Below are 3,752 nucleotides of genomic sequence, written 5' to 3' on the forward strand. Positions count from 1 at the left end.
ACGATTGAGCTTTAAGTCAGCGCTCTTAGACTGACGCGGTAAAGGACGGAAATAATATTGTGTGTGTCTGATACTGTCGCTGCTATAGAGATAGCGATAGAGAGCGCCATCGATACTGTAGGTTTTGGATTTGCTTAGGAGGGTTACGCATCCTACAAGCTGTTTATCAATCATCATTCTTTTCTCCTGCAACACACGCACCCGTCAAGCTTGCACCCAAGAAAACCGCGATAGATGCGATGGCACTTCCTTCAAAAATTTTGGCGTTGTAAATCCATGTGGGTTGATATTCCTCCCCTCTACTTTCTTCAATCCGGTCAAACCCGTGACAAAAGATAGAACCAACTACCATAAAACTAGTAGTTACCAAGCTCACAATTGCTACTGATGACGCTCCATTAAGTATGAATGAGTTAATCTTTTCACGCCTTGTCTTCACACGGCGAATGTGCATTACTGGCTTTTGTTCTAGATATGAATGCCACTCAGAATCAGTAAAATTTGTGGGCTTGTAATCATAGGATTCGTGTTCGTCCAATAGTTCGCCTACTGCTTGGATTGCGTCGCCTAGCATCACGTCTGGGGAGTATTCTAGTTGTCCAAATTCCTTAGAATCTCGAATTTCTCTGAGCCAGCGATCTATTGCTTCTAACCTTCGTAATTGATTTTGATTAAGCATTGTTCTCTCAAGAGGTAGTTCGTTGATTGCTTCTAAGCTGCGTAAATTGATATGCATGAATCCTCTGTCCTAATGCAGACACGCACAATTACCGCGACCGTTGAAAATGAACGGACGCAATGCAGATATTGCTGTGAATAGTTGAATACTCTCAAAACAGCGCTTGCAAGCCTTACAACCCTCGAAAGGAACTCGCCAAGTGCGTTTTGCGCTTGGTCTTACTTGCGTCTGCCTTAAGTTATTGACGTATCGATAACCTTGACACTAATATATTAGTGGATAAGTTCTGAACTTGTCAATTAAATTCAGAACTGCTTAGAACCAGCTGCTTTTTGACAAGTTTTGATGTTAACTGAAAATGTCGGAATATATCAGAACTTTTCTAATTAATGGCAACGTCAAAGGCAAAAGTAACTTTTACATGCAGTCCTGAGTTAAAAGAAAAACTACAAGAATGGGCGGACAGCGAAAGCCGAACGCTATCAAATTTAGTTGAACTGATCACTCAGCAAGCAGTAACAGACCATGAAAACAAAGTGAGCAACAAGTAATATGACTAACGCGATCGCTGACAACAAAAATAAGGAGGGAATCTGACCGAGGGAAATCAGGCAAACGACGGTATAGAGCGTGTTGAGGGCAAATTTGACCCACTAGCTGAGACTAGATATTGGCTGCCAGCCGCCTCAGAGCAACACTGCAAAAGGATAGGCAGAAAAAGGGGAATACGATTAGTTAAAGTTGTTGATACCAAGATAGAACCTTTACCAATTATTTGTATTTTTGAGGGACACCCAGATGAGTGAAACAACTACTCAGATACCCGTAAGCGAATTAATCCCAATGCTGACCGCGATCGCGGATCGCAACTGGGAACGCTTTAAAGAAGTTGAAAAACAATTCGTTACAAAACACGGTATAGAGGCTTGGGAAGATTTTTTTGCTTTTCGACTAAAGCCAGCTTTAGACAAAGAATCTGATAGATGGCTGCTAGTTCAGTGGTGTAGCAAAGGTTTTACAGTGAAAGATGTAGCGTGAACTACTCTTGCGTAAACTCATAGGCCGTTAGCCCCGTAAGGCAAAATCGAGCAGCTAGTACTATTTCACATCATTATTTTTTGATGTCGCCAATGTTAACAGTGAAAGACCTAACAAGCGATTTTCAACTCCCACTGCACAACGAAGCGGCGTTTGAAAAAATTAGGGAGGCGAAAGACTATGCGTCCACTCAAGCTCTAGCGGCTGGTGCTGCTGCGCTGGCTACAGGAGGCATAATTCATCCGGCTGGCTGGGTTCTTTTTGGATTGGCTTACAAGCCGTTGGTGGTAACTCAAAAACTTGCGCGGTTGGAAAAATTAGGAACCTTACTTTTTGATGAGTTTAAAAGCCTAGATGTACAAGTCTTCCCAGTAATTCCGGTAGAAGACAACAACCCTATCGACTTGTTTATTAGATTTCCACGAACAACTCACCTGTTTATCTCCATTCGCTCAAAAGGAGATAGAGAAATTGTCTACAACGAAGCTAGAGAGGTTTTACAAGTCAAGCGCAAAGACAAAAATGGACTAAAACTGTGGCAACCCTGCCCACTTGTGGAGTTAGCAGATTACGAGAAGTGGCTCAACAAGAACAGAGATAAGTTTTTGATGTCTTCCCGTGAAGCTCAAAAGACTCCCACAGCAAAAGTTTTAGTCTTATGGCCTCCTACCAAGGCGGCTAATACTCACAATGAACATCTTTATTCGGAGGTGGGAAGTATGAAAATTCTGGCTCTCAGAAGAAAAGGTACTGCCTTTGTTATTCAAGAGGAGGAAGTAATCGAGTTTGTCAGGGCTTGGTTAGCCAAGTACAGATAGGCTAAAAGGTGAAAACCCCGTGTCCCGTTGGGATACCGAGGTTTTCTGATTTTTATTCACGTGGAATTGGGGATTGGGTTGAACGCCTAATTAATGTCCCTAATAGTAATCTTATCAAACCTTTCAAGGTGTTAAGCCATTGTAACACCAGCAATCCAGACAGAAAGAGCAGTTTAGGATTTTTCTGTTTTTACATTTCTGAACGTTTGTATTAGAAGATTACTTTTGGGATAGCTCCAATTCCTCCAACACACTTCAGGAGGAATAGCTCTCATGTCACCATTACAACAATTTAATCACTCAGTATCGGCGCAATCAGCAGGCCAATCAGAAACTTTTTCTGCTGTAAAGACAAAACTTGAGTTGATTGAGAGTCGCATAATCAAGTTTGCGTTTAACGCAACTGGCACAAACAAAGACTGGGACTTTAAGAAGCTGGCTGGTAACTTCATTGATGTAGAAGGCACTCTAGCCGATGTTCAAGAACATATTAAAGCAGGTCACGCTATCTGTGCCGGACTGTTAAACGGTAAATGGCGCAGTAAGGCCAATATTATCGGTTCTCAGTGGCTACTACTCGACATTGATAATTCTAATATCGCCCGTGATGCTTATGACAAACCAATCAAGGACGAAAACGGGAATTACATCAAAGTTTACGATCACCAATTAACGATCGAAGAAGCCCTAGCCCATCCCTTCATTAAAAAACACTGTGCTTTAATTTACACTACTGCCAGTCATAAACCAGACTGGCATAAATTCCGGTTGGTTTTCCTTCTCCCCGAATATGTCCAAGGCGCTGATACTGTAGAAGCTTGTACACGCTTCCTCATGCAGCAGTTACCGCATGACCCAGCTTGTAAAGATGCAAGTCGTGTTTTCTACGGCAGCACAGAAGCAGAATTCCCGCTAGTAAACCCTGAAGCCACTTTACCAGCAGAATGGATAAGTGAAGCGATTGCGATCGCGCAAATTGAGCGTGTTGAGTATCAGCTACGAATTCAAGAAATTGAGTCACGGCGTAAAGAGTGGCGTGAGATTTCCCTCACTGAAGGCTGGGACATTGACCAGCTAATCCAGAACGCGCTTTCATTCATTCCACCACGTACCCCAGGAAGCGGTAACTATGACGAATGCCGTCAGGTGTTGATGGCACTGGTTAACCATTATGGGGCAACGGATGCCGAAATTATAGCCGAACAGTGGTCGCCCAG

At 42.9% G+C, this 3,752-nt stretch carries 4 protein-coding genes and 1 pseudogene; 4 read left to right on the forward strand and 1 reads right to left on the reverse strand.

Going from position 1 to position 3,752, the window contains the following annotated elements; genetic code table 11:
* Window positions 1–166: 166 nt before the first annotated feature.
* Window positions 167–736 (reverse strand): hypothetical protein, encoded by a 570-nt coding sequence (locus H6G97_RS47390; RefSeq protein WP_190947289.1) that lies wholly within the window; start codon window positions 734–736, stop codon window positions 167–169.
* 332 nt (window positions 737–1,068) lie between these two features.
* On the opposite strand from H6G97_RS47390, the gene H6G97_RS47395 reads away from it, so the two are divergent.
* The 4 genes and pseudogenes from H6G97_RS47395 to H6G97_RS47410 all read left to right on the forward strand — a co-directional run.
* Complete coding sequence (locus tag H6G97_RS47395; RefSeq protein ID WP_190947290.1) at window positions 1,069–1,230, forward strand: ribbon-helix-helix domain-containing protein; 162 nt, start codon at window positions 1,069–1,071, stop codon at window positions 1,228–1,230.
* A gap of 247 nt (window positions 1,231–1,477) precedes the next feature.
* Entirely contained in the window at window positions 1,478–1,717 is a 240-nt protein-coding gene (locus H6G97_RS47400; RefSeq protein WP_114084606.1) for a hypothetical protein, read from the forward strand.
* A 92-nt stretch (window positions 1,718–1,809) separates the two neighbouring features.
* On the forward strand, window positions 1,810–2,535 hold the full coding sequence (locus tag H6G97_RS47405) for a hypothetical protein (RefSeq protein ID WP_242053861.1): 726 nt from the start codon (window positions 1,810–1,812) through the stop codon (window positions 2,533–2,535).
* A gap of 273 nt (window positions 2,536–2,808) precedes the next feature.
* Window positions 2,809–3,752: pseudogene (locus tag H6G97_RS47410) on the forward strand (PriCT-2 domain-containing protein); the annotation flags it as partial.

Origin of the sequence: Nostoc flagelliforme FACHB-838 (genome assembly GCF_014698065.1) — a bacterium.
Lineage (GTDB): Bacteria > Cyanobacteriota > Cyanobacteriia > Cyanobacteriales > Nostocaceae > Nostoc > Nostoc flagelliforme_B.